Raw genomic sequence first — 16,432 nt, forward strand, 5'->3', positions numbered from 1 at the left:
CGTGCTACGTCTTCTCTACCTGCTACGCGGCGTCCCCGCCGGTTCCCGACGGCGAAGGCACCGGCGTGTACACCGCGTTCTTCGCCGCGCTGTCCTCCACCGCGGCCAGCACCCGCTGCACCTGGAGCCCGTCCGCGAAGGACGGTACGGGGCCGGTCCCGGCGGCGACCGCCTCGACCAGATCGCGGGCCTGGTGGACGAAGGTGTGCTCGTAGCCGAGCGCGTGCCCCGGCGGCCACCAGGCGTCGAGGTACGGATGCTCCGGCTCGGTGACCAGGATCCGGCGGAAGCCGGACGAGGGCGCGGGCTCGGTGTGGTCGTGGAACGACAGCTCGTTGAGCCGCTCCAGATCGAAGGCGAGCGAACCGCGCTCGCCGTTGATCTCCAGATGCAGCGCGTTCTTGCGTCCCGCCGCCATGCGGCTGGCCTCGAAGGAGGCCAGCGCGCCCGAGGCCAGCCGGCCGGTGAAGATCGCGGCGTCGTCCACGGTGACCTGGCCGACCTCGCCGCCGCCGGTAGCGGAGAGCCCCGCCGACGCCCCGCTGAGCACCGGCCGTTCCTTGACGAAGGTCTCCGTGAGCGCGGACACCCCGACCAGCAGTTCCCCCGTCAGGAACTGCGCCAGGTCGATGATGTGCGCCCCCAGGTCGCCCAGCGCCCCGGAGCCCGCGTGCTCGCGCCGGAGCCGCCAGGTCAGCGGGAACTCCGGATCGACCAGCCAGTCCTGGAGATAGGTGACCCGGACATGCCGCAGCGTGCCGAGCCGGCCCTCCTGGATGAGTTGCCTGGCGTACGAGACGGCGGGCACCCGGCGGTAGTTGAAGCCGACCATGGCGAGCTGGCCGCGCCCCCTCGCCGCCTCGGCGGCCCTGACCATGGCCTCGGCCTCGGCCACCGAGTTGGCGAGGGGCTTCTCGCACAGCACGTGCTTGCCCGCCTCCAGCGCGGCGATGGCGATCTCCGCATGGCTGTCCCCGGGGGTGCAGACATCGACCACCTGCACATCGTCGCGCTCGATGAGCCGCCGCCAGTCGGTCTCGGCGGCGGCCCAGCCGTGTCTGTCCGCCGCGGCCCGTACGGCGCTCTCGTCACGTCCGCAGATCGCGGCGAGCACGGGCCGCATCGGCAGGTCGAAGACATGTCCCGCGGTACGCCACCCCTGCGAGTGGGCGGCGCCCATGAACGCGTATCCGACCATGCCGATACCGAGTGCGGGTGGCGCACCGGCCTCTTTCTCCGACGCTTCGGGGGTCATACGGAGTACTCCTCGTCTGTCGCTGGTGGGGGCGGCCGCTGTCGGACCGGTCAGCTAAAGCCCGTAGGCAGGTACTGGTCGACGTTCTCCTTGTCGACAACGGCCGAGTAGCACGTGACCGAGACCGGGATCTCCAGCTCGGCCAGACCGCTGACACCCTTGGCCTGGCCCAGCGCGCGGGCCAGGTCGATGGCGGAGGCGGCCATGGTGGGCGGGTAGAGCACGGTGGCCTTGAGCACGCTGTTGTCGGCCTTGATGGCGTCCATCGCCGACTTGGCGCCGGCGCCGCCGACCATCAGGAAGCCGTCGCGGCCCGCCTGCTGGATGGCGCGCAGCGCGCCGACACCCTGGTCGTCGTCGTGGTTCCACAGGGCGTCGAAGCTGGCCTGGGCCTGGAGGAGCTGGGCCATCTTGGCCTGGCCCGACTCGACGGTGAAGTCGGCCGCCTGGCGGGCGACCTTCTTGATGTTCGGGAAGTTCTTCAGGGCGTCGTCGAAGCCCTTGGTGCGCTGCTGGGTCAGCTCCAGGTTGTCGAGACCGGCCAGCTCGATGACGGTGGCGTTCGGCTTGTCCTTGAGCTTCTCGCCGATGTAGTTGCCGGCGCTGACGCCCATGCCGTAGTTGTCGCCACCGACCCAGCAGCGGTACGCCTGCGGGTCGGCGAAGATCCGGTCCAGGTTGATGACCGGGATACCGGCGCGCATGGCCTTGAGGCCGACCTGGGTGAGCGCCTTGCCGTCGGCCGGCAGGATCACCAGGACGTCGACCTTCTTGTTGATCAGCGTCTCGACCTGGCCGATCTGGGCGGCGGTGTCGTTGGAGCCCTCGGTGATGTCCAGCGTCACCTCCGAGTACTTCGCCGCACGCGACTTGGCGTTCTCGTTGATCGCGTTGAGCCAGCCGTGGTCGGCCTGGGGGCCCGCGAAACCGATGGTGACGGGCGTGCCGGGCTTGTCGTCCGCGGCGGCCGGCTGGCTGTTGGCCGCCGACTCCTTCTTCTCGGGCTCATTGCTGGTACAGGCGGTGAGGAGGGCACCCGCGGAGATGGCGGCGGTGCCGAAGAGCAGCCCTCTGCGGCTCGTTTCTGGCATGGCGGTTCAACCCTTCAGGGTAGGGCGGTACAGGGAAAGCGGGTGCGAGACCGGAAGTCAGGCCTCGCCGTTGCGCATGGTGCGGCGCTGGACCAGTACGGCGGCGACGATGATGGCGCCCTTCGCGATCTGCTGGACATCGCTCTGGAGATTGTTGAGCGCGAAGATATTGGTGATCGTGGTGAAGACCAGGACACCGAGGACGGAGCCGACGATGGTGCCGCGGCCGCCGCTGAGCAGGGTGCCGCCGATGATCGCGGCGGCGATGGCGTCCAGCTCGTACAGGTTTCCGTTGGTGTTCTGTCCCGAGCCGGCCAGGATGATCAGCAGGAAGGCCGCGATACCGCAGCAGAGCCCGGAGAGCAGATAGAGATAGAGCCGCTGGCGCCGTACGTCGATACCGGCGAGCCTGGCGGCCTCGGCGTTGCCGCCGACGGCGACGGTGCGCCGCCCGAAGGTCGTACGGTTCAGCACCAGCCAGCCGATCACCGTGACGGCCGCGAAAACCAGCACGAGCGGCGGGACGCCCAGGACGTACGAGTCGGGTATGCCGAGGTCGAGCACCGAGTTCACGGTGACGATCTGGGTCTTGCCCTCGGTGATCTGGAGGGCGAGGCCCCGGGCGGAGGCCAGCATCGCGAGGGTCGCGATGAACGGCACCATCCCGCCGTACGCGATGAGCAGCCCGTTCACCAGACCGCAGCCCAGACCGACCACCACCGCCGTGAACAGGATGCCGGCGAAGCCGTACTGCTGGGTGGCGAGCGTGGTCGCCCAGACCGAGGAGAGGGCCACGATGGCGCCGACCGACAGGTCGATGCCGCCGCTGGTGATCACAAAGGTCATGCCGACCGTGACCACGCCGATGACCGAGGCCTGGGTGAGGACGAGCTGGAGGTTGTTGGTGTCCAGGAACTGCTCGGGCTTGGTGATGCCGCCGACCACGATCAGCGCGGCGAGCACCCCGAGCAGCGAGAGGTTACGGACGTCGAGACGCAGCCCGAGGCTCCGCCAACCGCCCTTCTCCTCCGCGGACTTGGCTGTGGACGCGGACAGGACGGGCGGCTCGGGCGCGGCTTCGGGCCCGCCCTGCTGTGCCTCGGAGGCAGGCTGTTTCATGGCGTCGGGCTCCCTTCCATCACAAGGTCGAGTACACGGTGCTCGTCGAGCTCCTGGGCGGGCGCCCGGTGGACGACCCGGCCCTCCCGGAGCACCAGCACCCGGTCGGCGAGGCCCAGTACTTCGGGGACCTCGCTGGAGACGAGCAGCACGGCGAGGCCTTCGTCGGCCAGCCGGCGGATCACGGCGTACAGCTCGGCGCGGGCGCCGACGTCGACGCCCCGGGTGGGTTCGTCGAGCAGCAGGACCCGGCAGCCGCGCAGCAGCCAGCGGGCGAGGACCGCCTTCTGCTGGTTGCCGCCGGAGAGGGTGCGGATCCGGGCCTCCGGGTTGTCGGGGCGCAGGGAGAGTTCCCTGGTGGCCTTCCTGGCCGCGTTCCGCTCGGCCGAGCGGTCGAGCCAGCCGATCCGCGCGAACCGCGAGAGCGAGGACACCGACACATTGCGGGTGACCGATTCGAGCATCAGCAGCGCCTGGGCCTTGCGCTCCTCGGGCGCCAGGCCGAGTCCCGCGCGGACGGCGGAGGGTACGCTGCCGGGCCGCAGCGGGGCGCCGCCGACGAGGACACGACCCGCGGTGGGCTTGCGCGCCCCGTAGATGGTCTCCAGGATCTCGGAGCGCCCCGAGCCCACGAGCCCCGCGAGTCCGACGATCTCGCCGGGCCGCAGTTCGAGGTCGACCGGCTCGAACTCCCCGGTCCTGGTGAGGCCTTCGACCCGCAGTACGGGCGCGGCGTCGGCGGAGGCGGGCGCGGCGGGCCGCTCGGGGAAAACGTACTCGACGTTGCGGCCGGTCATCAGGGCGACGACCTCGCGGGTCGGGGTCTCCTTCGCCGGCAGCGCGACGGCCACCGTACGGCCGTCCTTGATGACGGTGACCCGGTCGCCGATGCGCCGGATCTCCTCCAGCCGGTGGGAGATGTAGATGACGGCCACACCGTCGGCGGTCAGGGTGGAGACGACCCGGAAGAGGTTGTCGACCTCGTCGGGGTCGAGGGCGGCGGACGGCTCGTCCATCACGATGAGCCGTACGTCGTGGGAGAGCGCGCGGGCCATGGACACGATCTGCTGCTGTGCGGCGGAGAGTTCACCGACGGGCGTGTGCGCCTGGATCTCGGGGTGGCCGAGCCGCTTGAGCAGCGCGGTCGCCGCGGCCCTGGCCTCCCGGCCCTTGATGACGAAGCCGGCGCTGGTGGGCTCATGGCCGAGGAAGATGTTCTCGGCCACGGACAGGCCCTCGACCAGGTCGAGTTCCTGGTAGATGGTCGCGATGCCCAGCCGCATGGCGGCGATGGGCGACTTGAGTGTGACGGCCTCGCCCCGCCAGGTGATCACTCCGCCGTCGGGCTGGTGGGCCCCGGCGAGCACCTTGATGAGGGTGGACTTGCCGGCGCCGTTCTGGCCGAGCAGGCAGTGGACCTCGCCCGCCTGGACCTCCAGGTCCACACCGTCGAGCGCGCGGACACCGGGAAACGTCTTGATGATGCCGGACATGGTGAGCAGAAGGGTTTCGGGTGGTGCTGGTGCCATGGCGTATCCCCTCGGCGGATGCGGCCCGCCCCGCGGGCAGGACTGGACAAGGGCAGGGCGGAGCCAGGTGCGGCGGCGCTGTGATGGGTGGTGTGCGGCTCGTACGGGTGCTGCGGCTCGCGGGAGCGCAGCGGTATCGGATGCGGGTGCGGCTCGTACGGGGTGGTGCGGGTGGTACGGCTCGTACGGGGTGGTACGGCTGGTGCTGGTCGTTCGGGTGGTGCGCCCGGTCCGGTACGGGGTGGTGCCCGGCGGTGCGGGGGTGCCGGTGGGGCGGCTCGTACGGGTGGTGCCCGGCGGTGCTGGTGGTGCGGCTCTTGCGGGTGGCGCGGCTCTTGCGGGTGGCGCGGTTCGTACGGGTGGTGCGGTGGTGCCCGGTGGTGCGTGGTGCGGTACCGGCCTAGGCCGGTGAGAACAGGTGGTCGCTGATGAGCCGGGCCGCGCCGGTGACCCCGGCCGTCGGGCCCAACTCGCCCAGGACTATGGGGAGATTGCCGGTGGCCAGCGGCAGCGACTGCCGGTAGACCTGGGTCCGGACACTGGCCAGCAGCGTGTGCCCGAGGCCGGTCACCCCGCCGCCGATCACCACCAGCGCTGGATTGAAGAAGCTGACGAGTCCGGCGATCACCTGGCCGACCCGGTTCCCGCCCTCGCGGATGAGGTCGAGCGCGGTGGGGTCTCCGGCGGCGGCCGCCGCGGCGACATCCACCGCGGTCAGCCGGCCCGACTCCTCCAGCCGGGCGGCCAGTTCGGGCGAGCGCCCGGTGCGCGCCGCGTCCTCGGCGTCACGGGCGAGCGCGGCGCCGCTGAAGTAGGCCTCCAGACAGCCCTTGTTGCCACAGGCGCAGGCGCGGCCGTCCGCCACGACCTGGATATGGCCGATGTCCCCGGCGCTGCCGGTCGTACCGCGGTAGACCTCGCCGCCGACGACGATGCCGCAGCCGATACCGGTGCCGATCTTGATGCAGAGGAAGTCCCCGGCGGAGCGCGCGACGCCCGCGTGCTGCTCCCCCATCGCCATCAGGTTCACATCGTTGTCGACCATGACCGGGCAGCCCAGCTCCTGGCTGAGGGCCTCCCGGACCGGAAAGCCGTCCCAGCCGGGCATGATCGGCGGCGCGACGGGCACGCCCTCCGGGAAGCGGACCGGACCGGGAACGCCGATCCCCGCCCCGTCGAACTCCTCGGCGAGCCCGGTGACCTTGAGCTTGGCCGCCATGGCGAGCACCTGCTCGAAGATGGCGACGGGCCCTTCGCGGACGTCCATGGGGTGGTTGAGATGCCCCAGCACCTCCAGCTCGGCGTTGGTCACGGCCACATCGATGGATGTGGCGCCGATGTCGACGCCGAGGAAGCGCAGGGCGGGCGCCAGCCGGATGTTGTGGGAGCGCCGGCCACCGCGCGAGGCGGCGAGTCCGTCGGCGACGACCAGTCCGGTCTCCAGCAGACGGTCCACCTCGACGGCGAGCTTGGAGCGCGACAGGTCCACCTGGTCGCCGAGCTGCGCGCGGGAGTTGGGCCCACCGTCGCGCAACAGTCTGAGCAGTCGCGCCTGATGGGCGTTCGCGGGTCGTGCCGTCATACGTCTCACGCGCCCCTCCCCGCCTTCTCGGCCATGTTTGCCGGGCTTTCGAGGGAACGTAGCAGCGCTTGCCCTCAGTGGGAAGAAGTTGAGCGGGAATCCGTCCCAACTTTCTCCACACCGAGGACAAAGCTGTTTTTTGGCATGCCTTTTGGGGCCCCGTGGGGCCTTGTGTCTGTCTTTTCCCGTCTGTTACTGCTCTTCTCGTCCACACTGAATGTCCGAGAAGTACTGAGGGCTCACCACCCGCTACGGAGAGCCCGCGGCCCGGCCGGTCAGGACGGCCGGGACGGTGACTGGGTGCGGTGGTGGTAGGTCGTACGGGTGTGCTCGGTGTGCGCCTTCATCACCTCGACCGCGCGCTTCTCGTCCCTCGTCGCGATCGCGGCGATCAGCTCCCGGTGCTCGATCCAGGACTGTTTGCCCCGCTGCCGGGCGACCGGCGTGTAGTACCAGCGCACCCGGCGGTCCACTCTCGCGGCCAGTTCGGCCAGTACGAGATTGCCCGCCAGCTCCATCACCTTGGCATGGAAGGCCGCGTTGGTGGCGACCGTCAGATCGACATCGTCGTCCGCCACGGACTGCTCCCCCTGGGCGCACAGCGCCTCCAGCGCGGCGATCCCGGCCGAGCCGGAGTTGGCGGCGGCGAGCCGGGCGGCCTCCGCCTCCAGAAGCGTACGGACCGAGAGCAACTGGTCCGCCTCCTCCTCGGTCGGCTCATGGACGAAGGCGCCCTGAGCCGGGCGCAGATCCACCCAGCCCTCGGTGTTGAGCCGCTGGAGCGCCTCGCGCACCGGCTGCCGGGAGACGCCGAGATGGCCCGCCAGCTCGCTCTCCACGAGATGCTGGCCCGGCTGGAGCTGCCTGATCGTAATGAGTTCGAGCAGGGCTTCGTACACACGCTCACGCAGCGGACCAGGTCGTTCGAGCTTGGGTACGGCCCCTTGTGCCAGTTTCGCGGACAACATCGCGGGTCCCCCTCTTGGCCGGCGGTGTCAATGACAGTAGCGACTCACTTCAAGACATTGGCTATCGTCTACAGTCTACGAGAACGGCCGGAATTATGGGCACCGGATCACCTGGCCCGCATAGGACAGGTTCCCCCCGAAACCGAAAAGCAATGCTGGGGCCCCGGATTCGACCTCCCCCCGGTCCACGAGCTTGGACAGGGCCATGGGGATCGAGGCGGCGGACGTGTTACCCGATACCACGACATCACGGGCGATGACGGCGTTGATCGCGCCGATCTTCTGGGCGACGGGCTCGATGATCCGCAGGTTCGCCTGGTGGAGCACGACCGCGGCCAGATCCTCGGGAGCGAGCCCCGCCCGCTCGCAGACCTTCCGCGCGATCGGCGGCAACTGGGTGGTGGCCCAGCGGTAGACGGACTGGCCCTCCTGCGCGAACCGGGACGGAGTGCCCTCGATCCGTACGGCATGGCCCATCTCCGGCACCGAGCCCCAGAGCACCGGGCCGATCCCCGGCTCCCCGGCGGTCTCGTCCGCCACGACCACCGCCGCGCCCGCGCCGTCGCCGACCAGCACACACGTGGAACGATCCGCCCAGTCGGTGACCGCCGTCATCTTGTCCGCGCCGATGACCAGCACGCGGGCCGCGGAGCCGGCTCTCACGGCGTGATCGGCGGTGGCCAGGGCATGGGTGAAGCCCGCGCAGACCACATTGAGGTCCATCACCGCGGGCGAGCCCATGGAGAGCCGGGCGGCGACCCGCGCGGCCGTGTTCGGCGAGCGGTCGACGGCGGTGGAGGTGGCGACGAGTACGAGATCGATGTCCGCCGGGGTGAGTCCGGCGGCGGCGAGCGCCTTGGCGCCCGCCTGCGCGGCCAGTTCGTCCACGGGCTCGTCGGGACCGGCGACATGGCGGGTCCTGATGCCGACGCGGCTGCTGATCCACTCGTCACTCGTGTCGACGATGGCCGCCAGATCGTGATTGGTGAGCACCTTGGCGGGCTGATAGTGCCCGAGCGCGGCGATACGAGTGCCGGTCATGCCCGGGACCCCCTCTGCTGTCGACGTCAGGAGTGCTCCAGTCTTGTCAGCGACTCACCGGTAACGGGGCAGGTGATCCGACAGGATTCACCGGCTCCGCTTGGAGAGTCCCGATCAACCGGCCCGGGGAGACCGGCCCCGGCCGACCGGATTCCCGGCCGGGCGGGGGCCGTTCGTCCGGTCAGCCGGTGAAGAGCTGCTTGGCTTTGAGGACCAGTTCGTACACACCGTACGCGAGCGGGAGTCCGACCCAAAGCCAGGCGAAAATGATCAGACCGGTACGCCGGGGTGTCTCAAGCGGCCCGGTCCCGGGCGTCGTGCTGCTGTTCGTCGGCGAGCTGGTCATCCGCTTCCTCCTTCGAGGCCTTCGGGGTGGGGACATGGTGGCGGGGGTGGACGGGCCTGACGAGTTCATTGGCGACGAAGCCGACGACCAGCAGGCCGATCATGATGGTGAAGGACAGTCCGTACAGTCCTGAGCCGCTCTTGCCGGCCGCTTCCTGGCTGTCCGCGACCCCGTTGACGATGAGCGGGCCGAGGACGCCCGCGGTCGACCACGCGGTGAGCAGCCGGCCGTGGATGGCGCCGACCTGGTAGGTGCCGAAGAGGTCCTTGAGGTACGCGGGGATCGTCGCGAAGCCGCCTCCGTAGAAGGAGAGGATCACCAGCGCGCAGAGCACGAACAGCGGCTTGGCGGTGTCGCCGAACAGCGCGATCAGCAGATACATCACCGCGCCCACGCCCAGATAGACGCGGTACATGTTCTTGCGGCCGATCAGGTCCGAGGTGGACGACCAGCCGATGCGCCCGGCCATGTTGGCGGCGGAGAGCAGAGCCACGAACCCGGCCGCGGCCGAGACGGAGACCGGGGTGTCCGTCTCCGCGAAGAAGTCGGTGATCATCGGGGCGGCCTTCTCCAGGATCCCGATGCCCGCGGTGACGTTCATGCAGAGCACGACCCACAGGCACCAGAACTGGGGCGTGCGCACGGCGGAGCGCGCCGACACCTGCGCGGTGGATATCAGCGCGCCCGCGGCGGGCCGCGACGGGCTCTGGGAGGGCCGGTCGCCGGGCCTCGGCACCCGGACCAGCAGCACGCCGAGCGACATGAACACCGCGTACACCAGACCGTGCGTCAGGAAGGCGAGCGCGATGCCGCCGCTGTCCGTCCCGTACGACTCCAGCATCTGCGCGGACCACGGCGAGGCGATGAGGGCGCCGCCGCCGAAGCCCATGATGGCGATGCCGGTGGCCATGCCCGGCCGGTCGGGGAACCACTTGATCAGGGTGGAGACCGGGGAGATGTAACCGATGCCGAGGCCTATGCCGCCGACGAATCCGTAGCCGAAGACGATCAGCCAGTACTGCTCGGTGGCGGCGCCGAGCGCGGCGAGCAGAAAGCCCGAGGAGAAACAGCAGAGGGCGACGGTCATCGCCCAGCGGGGCCCATTGCGTTCGACGAGGGTGCCGCCGAACGCGGCCGACAGGCCCAGCATCACGATGCCGAGCTGGAAGGGGAGAGCGCTCGCGGTGCCGGAGAGACCGAGTGCGGATTCAAGAGCGGGTTTGAACACACTCCAGGCATAGGCCTGGCCGATCGACAGGTGCACCGACAGCGCGGCGGGGGGCACCAGCCAGCGGCTCCAGCCGGCGGGTGCGAGTGGTGGGGTCATGGTCGCGAACTCTAGGAACCGACCAGCCGGTAGGGAAGATCCCTTTGAAGATCAAGGGTGGAGTTTGCCGACTGCATACCGAACGGGAGCCTTGTCGACCACAACTCCATACTGTAGACAATATATCGCCCATCCGGGTGCGAGCAACAGAGTGTGACCCTTCCCTCGGTCCCCCTCAAACCGAACGGAGAGCCCCACCGTGAAAGTCGCAGTTGTCGGCGCCGGAGCGATCGGCGCCTATGTCGGAGCAGCCCTCGATCGAGCGGGCGCCGACGTTCATCTCATCGCCCGTGGGCCGCATCTCGCAGCCATGAGAGAGCACGGAGTCAGGGTGCTCAGCCCTCGCGGCGATTTCACCGCGCGGGTGCACGCCACCGACCGGCCCGAGGACATCGGCCCGGTCGACTATGTGTTCCTCGGCCTGAAGGCGAATTCGTACGCGGCGTGCGGGCCGCTTGTGACTCCGCTGTTCAAGGAGAACACCGCGGTGATCGCCGCTCAGAACGGCATCCCCTGGTGGTATTTCCACGGCCATGGCGGTCCGCATGACGGCCGCCGGGTCGAGAGCGTGGACCCGCTCGGTTCCGTCAGTGCCGTACTGCCGCCCGAGCGTGCCATCGGATGCGTGGTCTACGCCGCGACGGAACTGGAGGGTCCGGGCGTCGTCCGACACCTCGAAGGAACCCGGTTCTCCATCGGCGAACCCAACCGTTCGGTGTCGCCGAGGTGTCTGGAATTCAGCGAAGCGATGTGGACGGGCGGCCTCAAATGCCCCGTCGAGCCCGAGTTGCGCCATGACATCTGGATCAAGCTTCTCGGCAATATCTCCTTCAACCCGATCAGCGCCCTCACCAGGGCCACCATGCGGGAGATGTGCCTGCACTCCAGCACCCGCCAGGTCATCGAGCACATGATGTCCGAGACCCTGGCCGTCGCGGAGGCGCTGGGCTGCCGCCCCGACATCTCCATCGAGAAGCGGCTGGCAGGGGCCGAGCGGGTGGGCGACCACCGCACGTCCACACTCCAGGACCTGGAAAAGGGCAAACCGCTGGAGCTGGACGTCCTGCTCTCCGCCGTGGTCGAGCTGGCGGAGTTCACCGGAGTGCCGGTTCCCACGCTCCGCACGGTGGAAGCGATCTCGGATCTGCTGGCACGCGGCGCGGCCGCCTGATCCCGTACGGCACTACCTGATCCCCGCTCGCGACAGGCGGGTACGCGTCAATTCCCTTACGAGGGGTTCCCACGCGTACCCGCCCTCTGAATACTGTATGCAATGGGCGCGGCCAGTTGGCCCTCACTCATGAGGAGAGCGCGGCGTGAAGAAGCGAGACCGGACACCGAAGACGTATGCCCGTATCACCTATCCAATGGTGCGGGACGAGAAGGGCGGCCCTCTCCGCAGGGCGAGCTGGGACGAGGCGCTGGACCGGGCCGCGCAAGGCCTGGGCGCCGCGCGCGGAGCGTTCGGGATGTTCTCGTGCGCACGCGCGACCAATGAGATGAACTACGTGGCGCAGAAGTTCGCCCGCGTGGTCATGGGCACCAACAATGTGGATTCCTGCAACAGGACCTGTCACGCGCCCAGTGTGGCCGGGCTCTCCGCGGTCTTCGGATCCGGTGGCGGCACTTCCTCGTACGGCGAGGTCGACCACACCGATCTGATCGTGATGTGGGGCTCCAACGCGCGATTCGCGCACCCGATCTTCTTCCAGCACGTACTGCGGGGAATCAGGAACGGCGCGCGGATGTACGCCGTCGACCCCCGCCGCACCTCCACCGCGGAATGGGCGGAGAGCTGGCTCGGGCTGAATGTCGGTACGGACATTCCGCTGGCCCACGCGGTCGGCCGCGAGATCATCCACGCGGGACTGCACAATGTGTCGTTCATCGAGCGGGCGACCACCGGCTTCGAGGAGTACGCGGCCGAGGTCGAGCCCTGGACGCTCTCGGTCGCCGAGAAGGTCACGGGCGTACCGGCCGAGGCCATTCGCGATCTGGCCCACGCCTATGCCCGCGCCGAGCGGGCACAGCTCTGCTGGACGCTGGGCATCACCGAGCACCACAACGGCACCGACAACGTACGAGCGCTGATCAACCTCGCCCTGCTCACCGGGCATGTCGGCCGGTACGGCTCCGGAGTGCAGCCGCTGCGCGGCCAGAACAACGTGCAGGGCGGCGGCGACATGGGCGCCATCCCCAACCGCCTTCCCGGCTTCCAGGACATCCTGGAGGAGGGCGTGCGCCAGAAGTTCGAGACCGCCTGGGACACCGTCATCCAGCCCCAGTACGGGATGACCCTGACGGCCATGTTCGAGGCGATGGAGACCGGCGACCTCAAGGCGGTCTACTGCATCGGTGAGAACCCCGCCCAGTCCGAGGCGGACAGCGAGCAGGCCATCGAGCGTATGAAACAGCTCGACTACCTGGTGGTGCAGGACATCTTCCTCACGAAGACCGCCGAGCTCGCCGATGTGATCCTGCCCGCCACGGCCGCCTGGGCCGAGACCGACGGCACCACCACCAACAGCGAGCGCCGGGTCCAGCGGGTCCGCAAGGCCGTCGAGCCGCCGGGCGAGGCCCGCGAGGACATCGACATCATCTGCGATCTGGCGGGCCGTCTCGGGCACCCCTGGAAGTACGCGGACGCCGAGTCGGTCTGGAACGAGCTGCGTTCGGTCTCCCCCGACCACTACGGGATGACCTACGAGCGGCTGGAGGAGCACCAGGGAATCCAGTGGCCGTGCCCCGACACGGAGAAGCTCGAACCGACCTATCTGCACGGCCGGCTGTGGGAGGCGGACCCCGCCAAGCGCGGCAGGCTCGCGCCGTTCGGCATCGTCAAGCACGACCCGCCGGTCGATCTGACGGATGATCAGTTCCCGATCAGGCTCACCACGGGCCGCCGGCTCGACTCGTACAACACCGGGGTGCAGAGCGGGAGTTTCGCCTCCCCGCTGCGGCGCGGCGAGTATGTGGAGCTGTGCCCGGAGGACGCCGAGCGGTACGGGGTGACGGTCGGCGAGGAGGTACGGATCAGCTCCCGGCGCGGCACCGTCCAGGCTCCGGTCTGGATCGACCCGGGACTGCGGCCGGGCCTGGCCTTCATGACCATGCACTTCCCGGACGAGGTGGACACCAACCAGCTCACCATCGAGGCCAATTGCCCGATCGCGGGCACCGCCGAGTTCAAGGCGTCGGCCATCCGGATCGAGAAGCTGCCCGTGACCACCACCGCGTCCCTGTCCGCGTCCGCGTGAGGAGCTGAACATCAGTGGATCTGCACTTCGGTGACAGCAAGCCGACCGACGAGGAACGGGCGGCGGTCGACGAGCTGCTCGGCCCGGCGTCGACGGCGTGGGAAGGCGCGGACGACCGTACGGACACGGATCTGCGCTGGGCACGGGGCGGCCGCGAGGCACGCGAGCGGCGCGACCTGCTGTTGCCGGGGCTGCACGCGATCAACGACCGGATCGGCTGGATCAGCGAGGGCGCGCTGGACTACCTCTGCCGGCGGCTCACGGTGCCGCCGGCCGAGGCGTACGGCGTCGCCACTTTCTACGCGATGTTCGCCGTCAAGCCGCGGCCCGCGAAGGTGCTGCACGTCTGTACCGACCTGGCCTGCGCCGCGCATGGCTCCGGGACGCTCTGCGCGGCCCTGGAGGAGCGCCTCGGCGCGGCGGGCTCGGCCTCCGGCGGCGTGGTCTGGCAGTCGAGCCCCTGTCTGGGCCTGTGCGAGCGGGCTCCGGCGGCGCTGGTGATCCAGGCGGGCGCGCCGTCCGGGGCCGCCCCTCCCGAACCACCCCTGACGCCGGCTCCGCGCGGGACGGCGCGGAGCCGGCACCCGCTCCCTGGGGCGCCCGCCCCTCCTGGCCGGCCGCGGCGGACCCGGCGGGCCCGCTGCGGCCGGCCGCGACGGCCAACGGCGCGCACGGCGTACAGCCCGCGGACCCGGCCGGCACGCCCCATGAACCCGCGCCCCGGCCCTACGCCACGGCCGTCATCGCGCCCGCGACCGCCGAGGCGCTCGTACTCGCGGCGGCGGAGCCCCAGGCGGCACCTGCCGAACCGGCCGCCGCAATGGCCGTACCGCAGGCCGGGCAGCCGGGGCTGACCCTGCTCCGGCGCGTCGGGGTCGTCGATCCGTACAGCCTCGACGACTACCGCGCGCACGGCGGCTACGCGGCGCTGCGGCGGGCGTTCGACCTCGGGCCCGCCGGAGTCATCCGGGAGGTCACCGACTCCGGTCTGGTGGGCCGCGGCGGCGCCGCATTCCCCACCGGCCGCAAGTGGCAGGCCACCGCCTCGCAGCCCGCGCACCCGCACTATCTGGTGTGCAACGCCGACGAGTCGGAGCCCGGCACCTTCAAGGACCGGGTGGTCATGGAGGGCGACCCGTACTCGCTGATCGAGTCGATGACCGTCGCCGGGTACGCGGTCGGCGCGTCGCGCGGCTTCCTGTATCTGCGCGGCGAGTACCCGCGCGCCCTGCGCCTCCTGCAGAACGCGATCGACCAGGCGCGCGCCCGCGGGCTGCTCGGGGACGACATCCTCGGGCAGGGGTACTCCTTCGACATCGAGATCCGGCGCGGCGCGGGCGCGTACATCTGCGGCGAGGAGACCGCGCTGTTCAACTCGATCGAGGGCTACCGGGGCGAGCCGCGCTCCAAGCCCCCGTTCCCCGTGGAGAAGGGCCTGTTCGGCAAGCCCACCGCCGAGAACAACGTCGAGACGCTGATCAATGTGCTGCCGATCCTCACCGAGGGCGGCCCGGCGTTCAAGGCGATCGGCACCGCCCAGTCCACGGGCCCCAAGCTCTTCTGTGTCTCGGGCAATGTGGAGCGCCCCGGCATCTACGAGCTGCCGTTCGGCGCCACCCTCGGCGAACTGCTCGATCTGGCGGGCCCCTCGCCCACCATGCGGGCGATCCTGCTGGGCGGCGCGGCGGGCGGTTTCGTACGGCCCGACGAGCTGGACATCCCGCTCACCTTCGAGGGCACCAGAGCGGCGGGCACCACACTCGGCTCCGGGGTGGTGCTGGTGCTGGACGACACCGTCGAACTGCCCAGGATCCTGCTCCGTATCGCCGAGTTCTTCCGTGACGAGTCCTGCGGGCAGTGTGTGCCCTGCCGGGTCGGCACGGTGCGCCAGGAGGAGGCGCTGCACCGGATCGTGGACCGCACCGGCGCCGCAGCGGCCGGCGACATCGCGCTGCTGCGCGAGGTCGGGCAGGCCATGAAGGACGCCTCCATCTGCGGTCTCGGACAGACCGCGTGGAACGCCATCGAGTCCGCCATCGACCGTCTGGGGGCCTACAAGTGACCGCGATACCGCTGCAACTGCCGCGCCGTCTGATCGAGTTCACACTCGACGGCCAGGAGACCCGGGTGCCGGAGGGCTCCACGATCCTGGACGCCTGCCGGGCCGCGGGCAAGGACATCCCCACGCTCTGCGAGGGCGACACACTGACACCGAAGAACGCCTGCCGGGTCTGTGTGGTCGAGGTCGAGGGCGCGCGTGTGCTGGCCCCCGCCTGCTCGCGCAAGGCCGAGGCCGGTATGACCGTCAGCACGGACAGCGAGCGGGCCCGGCACAGCCGGAAGATCGTCCTCGAACTCCTGGCCTCCTCCACGGACCTCTCGACCACCCCGAGGGCCGCCGAGTGGATCAAGGAGTACGAGGCGAAGCCCGAGCGCTTCGGCGAGGACGCGGCCCGGCTCAACGAAGAACCAAAAGTTGATAATGATCTGTACGTTCGCGACTACGACAAGTGCATTCAGTGTTACAAATGTGTCGATGCGTGTGGCGAGCAGTGGCAGAATTCCTTCGCGATCTCGGTGGCCGGCCGCGGTTTTGACGCACGCATCTCGACCGAGCACGACACTCCGCTCACCGATTCGGCGTGTGTTTACTGTGGCAACTGCATCGAGGTCTGTCCGACCGGAGCACTCAGCTTCAAGACGGAATTCGACATGCGGGAAGCCGGGACATGGGACGAATCGGCCCAGACGGAGACGACCACGATCTGCGCTTACTGCGGCGTCGGCTGCAATCTGACACTGCATGTGCAGGAGAATGAGATCGTCAAGGTCACCTCTCCGCACGACAATCCCGTGACGCACGGAAACCTGTGCATCAAGGGCCGCTTCGGCTTCCAGCACGTACAGCAGCGCTGAG

Annotated in this window: 13 protein-coding genes and 1 pseudogene; 5 read left to right on the top strand and 9 right to left on the bottom strand. The window is 69.7% G+C overall.

What is annotated here, in order from left to right; all coding sequences use genetic code 11:
• Positions 1–22 precede the first annotated feature (22 nt).
• From KQY30_RS06015 to KQY30_RS06030, 4 genes are read right to left on the bottom strand one after another with little or no spacing between them, the layout of a single operon-like run.
• On the bottom strand, positions 23–1,255 hold the full coding sequence (locus KQY30_RS06015; protein WP_254406969.1) for a Gfo/Idh/MocA family protein: 1,233 nt from the start codon (positions 1,253–1,255) through the stop codon (positions 23–25).
• A gap of 50 nt (positions 1,256–1,305) precedes the next feature.
• Entirely contained in the window at positions 1,306–2,346 is a 1,041-nt protein-coding gene (locus tag KQY30_RS06020; protein ID WP_217305913.1) for a substrate-binding domain-containing protein, read from the bottom strand.
• A 57-nt stretch (positions 2,347–2,403) separates the two neighbouring features.
• Positions 2,404–3,465 (bottom strand): ABC transporter permease, encoded by a 1,062-nt coding sequence (locus KQY30_RS06025; protein WP_198533877.1) that lies wholly within the window; start codon positions 3,463–3,465, stop codon positions 2,404–2,406.
• Positions 3,462–4,994 (bottom strand): sugar ABC transporter ATP-binding protein, encoded by a 1,533-nt coding sequence (locus tag KQY30_RS06030; RefSeq protein ID WP_217305914.1) that lies wholly within the window; start codon positions 4,992–4,994, stop codon positions 3,462–3,464. Before KQY30_RS06030 ends, KQY30_RS06025 begins: the two co-directional genes overlap by 4 nt.
• Before the next feature lie 80 nt (positions 4,995–5,074).
• Here KQY30_RS06030 and KQY30_RS06035 point away from each other — a divergent pair, with 80 nt between their 5' ends.
• Positions 5,075–5,398 (top strand): hypothetical protein, encoded by a 324-nt coding sequence (locus KQY30_RS06035; protein ID WP_217305915.1) that lies wholly within the window; start codon positions 5,075–5,077, stop codon positions 5,396–5,398.
• Here KQY30_RS06035 and KQY30_RS06040 read toward each other — a convergent pair.
• The 5 genes from KQY30_RS06040 to KQY30_RS06060 form a co-directional block, all read right to left on the bottom strand.
• The gene (locus KQY30_RS06040; protein WP_046503625.1) at positions 5,395–6,576 is read right to left on the bottom strand and encodes an ROK family transcriptional regulator; all 1,182 of its coding nucleotides are present in this window, start codon (positions 6,574–6,576) and stop codon (positions 5,395–5,397) included. The genes KQY30_RS06035 and KQY30_RS06040 overlap by 4 nt on opposite strands.
• A gap of 275 nt (positions 6,577–6,851) precedes the next feature.
• On the bottom strand, positions 6,852–7,544 hold the full coding sequence (locus tag KQY30_RS06045) for a GntR family transcriptional regulator (RefSeq protein WP_217305916.1): 693 nt from the start codon (positions 7,542–7,544) through the stop codon (positions 6,852–6,854).
• Between the two features lie 93 nt (positions 7,545–7,637).
• Entirely contained in the window at positions 7,638–8,585 is a 948-nt protein-coding gene (locus KQY30_RS06050) for a beta-ketoacyl-ACP synthase III (protein ID WP_217305917.1), read from the bottom strand.
• A gap of 181 nt (positions 8,586–8,766) precedes the next feature.
• Positions 8,767–8,931 carry a hypothetical protein gene (locus KQY30_RS06055; RefSeq protein WP_198533878.1) on the bottom strand — a complete coding sequence of 55 codons (165 nt, stop codon included), beginning with the start codon at positions 8,929–8,931 and terminating at the stop codon, positions 8,767–8,769.
• Entirely contained in the window at positions 8,879–10,258 is a 1,380-nt protein-coding gene (locus KQY30_RS06060) for an OFA family MFS transporter (RefSeq protein ID WP_217305918.1), read from the bottom strand. The genes KQY30_RS06055 and KQY30_RS06060 overlap by 53 nt, the downstream gene beginning before the upstream one ends.
• 199 nt (positions 10,259–10,457) lie before the next feature.
• Here KQY30_RS06060 and KQY30_RS06065 point away from each other — a divergent pair, with 199 nt between their 5' ends.
• The 4 genes and pseudogenes from KQY30_RS06065 to KQY30_RS06080 all read left to right on the top strand — a co-directional run bounded on the left by KQY30_RS06065 (position 10,458) and on the right by KQY30_RS06080 (position 16,431).
• On the top strand, positions 10,458–11,429 hold the full coding sequence (locus KQY30_RS06065) for a 2-dehydropantoate 2-reductase (protein ID WP_217305919.1): 972 nt from the start codon (positions 10,458–10,460) through the stop codon (positions 11,427–11,429).
• Positions 11,430–11,574: 145 nt separating this feature from the next.
• Entirely contained in the window at positions 11,575–13,515 is a 1,941-nt protein-coding gene (locus tag KQY30_RS06070) for a molybdopterin oxidoreductase family protein (RefSeq protein ID WP_217305920.1), read from the top strand.
• Positions 13,516–13,529: 14 nt separating this feature from the next.
• Positions 13,530–15,577: pseudogene (locus tag KQY30_RS06075) on the top strand (NAD(P)H-dependent oxidoreductase subunit E).
• On the top strand, positions 15,574–16,431 hold the full coding sequence (locus KQY30_RS06080) for a 2Fe-2S iron-sulfur cluster-binding protein (protein ID WP_046503646.1): 858 nt from the start codon (positions 15,574–15,576) through the stop codon (positions 16,429–16,431). Before KQY30_RS06075 ends, KQY30_RS06080 begins: the two are co-directional and overlap by 4 nt.
• The last annotated feature ends 1 nt before the right edge of the window (position 16,432 follow it).

Source organism: Streptomyces sp. GMY02 (assembly GCF_019056675.1).
Classification (GTDB): Bacteria; Actinomycetota; Actinomycetes; order Streptomycetales; family Streptomycetaceae; genus Streptomyces; species Streptomyces odonnellii.

What these genes read in the sequence shown, in the direction of transcription:
- KQY30_RS06015 (WP_254406969.1), bottom strand. Translation starts at nt 1,255, where the DNA reads ATGACCCCCGAAGCGTCGGAGAAAGAGGCCGGTGCGCCACCCGCACTC.
- KQY30_RS06020 (WP_217305913.1), bottom strand. Translation starts at nt 2,346, where the DNA reads ATGCCAGAAACGAGCCGCAGAGGGCTGCTCTTCGGCACCGCCGCCATC.
- KQY30_RS06025 (WP_198533877.1), bottom strand. Translation starts at nt 3,465, where the DNA reads ATGAAACAGCCTGCCTCCGAGGCACAGCAGGGCGGGCCCGAAGCCGCG.
- KQY30_RS06030 (WP_217305914.1), bottom strand. Translation starts at nt 4,994, where the DNA reads ATGGCACCAGCACCACCCGAAACCCTTCTGCTCACCATGTCCGGCATC.
- KQY30_RS06040 (WP_046503625.1), bottom strand. Translation starts at nt 6,576, where the DNA reads ATGACGGCACGACCCGCGAACGCCCATCAGGCGCGACTGCTCAGACTG.
- KQY30_RS06045 (WP_217305916.1), bottom strand. Translation starts at nt 7,544, where the DNA reads ATGTTGTCCGCGAAACTGGCACAAGGGGCCGTACCCAAGCTCGAACGA.
- KQY30_RS06050 (WP_217305917.1), bottom strand. Translation starts at nt 8,585, where the DNA reads ATGACCGGCACTCGTATCGCCGCGCTCGGGCACTATCAGCCCGCCAAG.
- KQY30_RS06055 (WP_198533878.1), bottom strand. Translation starts at nt 8,931, where the DNA reads ATGACCAGCTCGCCGACGAACAGCAGCACGACGCCCGGGACCGGGCCG.
- KQY30_RS06060 (WP_217305918.1), bottom strand. Translation starts at nt 10,258, where the DNA reads ATGACCCCACCACTCGCACCCGCCGGCTGGAGCCGCTGGCTGGTGCCC.